The sequence below is a fragment of the Enterorhabdus sp. P55 genome (genome assembly GCF_009911695.1).
GTDB lineage: Bacteria > Actinomycetota > Coriobacteriia > Coriobacteriales > Eggerthellaceae > Enterorhabdus.
The window spans coordinates 1-1,982 of sequence record NZ_QWKK01000200.1 but is presented as its reverse complement, the minus strand read 5'-3'; the positions used below and the strand labels follow the sequence as shown (position 1 = coordinate 1,982).

At 73.7% G+C, this 1,982-nt stretch carries 2 protein-coding genes; both read left to right on the top strand.

Features of this window, described 5'->3' with window-relative positions; translation table 11 throughout:
• Nucleotides 1–721: sensor histidine kinase (locus tag D1643_RS10750; RefSeq protein WP_236643568.1), on the top strand; the 721-nt coding region annotated here is incomplete at its 5' end.
• Entirely contained in the window at nucleotides 721–1,512 is a 792-nt protein-coding gene (locus D1643_RS11915) for a response regulator transcription factor (protein ID WP_160710603.1), read from the top strand. The genes D1643_RS10750 and D1643_RS11915, both read left to right, overlap by 1 nt.
• Nucleotides 1,513–1,982: the final 470 nt, after the last annotated feature.

Here is a 1,982-nt window from a genome sequence, read left to right as displayed (position 1 = left end):
GGACGCGGCGCTGCCGGAAGACGGCCGGCACGGCGCGGCGGCGCGGCGGGCCCGGGCGATCGCCGCGGTGGCCTGCCTCATGGCATGGTGCACCCGGCGCCTCGTGGCCGGCCAGCGCGCGACGCTCGCCCTGCGCGACCGGGTGCAGGAGCGCTCCCTCGCGCTGGCCCAGCGCAACCGCGACCTCATGGAGCGGCAGGATCTGGAGGTCCGCTGCGCCGTGCTCGACGAGCGCGGGCGCATCGCGCGGGAGATCCACGACAACGTGGGGCATCTGCTGACGCGCTCGCTTCTCCAGGTGAAGGCCCTGCGCGTGACCTGCGAAGACGTTGATGCCGCCGCAGGGCTCGACGCGGTGGCCGCCACCCTCGACGAGGCGCTCGGCACCGTGCGCGCAAGCGTCCACGACCTGCACGACGACGCCTTCGACGCGCGCACCTCCCTCGAGCGCGTGGTGGATGGCTGGGAGGCCGGCGACGCGACGCTCGCCTACGAGGCGGGCCCGCTGCCGCAGCCCGTCGCCTACGCGCTCGTGGCCGTGACGCGCGAGGCGCTCTCGAACGCCGCCCGTCACGGCGACGCGCGCTCGGTGACCGTGGAGCTGGTCGAGTACCCCGGCTTCTGGCGACTGACCATCGCCGATGACGGCGCCGGGCCGACGGCGCGCGGCGGCTTCGCCGTGCGCGCATCCATCCCCCGACCTGACGAGGAGGCAGCCTGATGAGCGAACCCATCCGCGTGGTGATAGCCGACGACGACCCCTTCGTGGGCGCGTCGCTCAAGACCATCCTGGAGGCGCGGGGCTGCGTGGAGGTGGCAGCCGTCGGCGCGAGCGGCGAGGAGGCCGTGGCGCTCTACGACAGGCTGCGCCCCGACGTGCTGCTGCTGGACATCCGCATGCCGGGGATGGGCGGCCTCGGCGCCGCCGAGCGTGTGCTGGCAGCGCATCCCGACGCGCGCGTGGTGTTCCTCACCACGTTCTCAGACGACGACTACATCGTGCGCGCGCTGCGCCTGGGCGCCCGCGGCTACCTGGTCAAGCAGGACGTGGGCACCATCCCCGACGCGCTGTGCGCCGTGGTGGCCGGCCAGTCGGTGTTCGGCCCCGAGGTCTGCGAGCGGCTCGATTTGCTGGTAGGCAGAAGCTCGGAAGGCCTCCGGGACGCGCCGGGCGAGGATGCCGGGCGCGCCGGCGGCAGGAGCCCGGAAAGCGCCCGGTCCGCACCGGGCGAACGTGCTGGGCGCGCCGGCGGAGAACACGGGGAGACGCGCCGATGCGGTGCGCCGTCGCCCCGCGACGAGGGCGCTGCGCCGGCCTCCCTCGACGCGCTCACCGAGCGCGAGCGCGCCATCGCTGCGCTCGTCGCCGAGGGGCTGGACAACCGCGAGGTGGCGGGGACGCTCTACCTGTCCGAGGGCACCGTGCGCAACCACATCTCCGCCATGCTCCAGAAGCTCGGCCTGCGCAACCGCACCCAGCTCGCCCTAGCCTGGTGGCGCGCCCGCAGCTGAGTCGAGAGACCGAAAGCCGCTCCCCTCTGCACAGGCTGAAACACGGCAATGACCTGGGAGAATAATCTATTTTGCCAGGTCAGGGCCTCGCGCTGGCCGGTGCAGAGGGGGCGCCTTCTCGGTCGACCCGCCAGGATCGAGCCGCCTGGCGCGTACGGCGGGGCGCGTTTTTTGGCCATCTGCTTCGAAATTCCGAGCCTCCCCGCTCCCCCAAACCGCCTTATCAGCGTCCCAGGGCGCGTTTGCCCAGGTCGCGCCGATGCGGATCAGCGCGCTGGCGCGCCAGCGGGGCGAATTGCCTCGGAATTTCGAAGCAGATGGCCATTTTCCGCCAGATCCGCTGCAAGAGGCCGCCCCTCCCCTGCGCCCGGCACCCGCATCCAACGCGCCCGCATCCCCCCCCCCGCACCCGGCGCCCACGCGCCCGACACGCGCCCGCCGCCCGGCGCCCGGCACCCGCACGCGCGCCG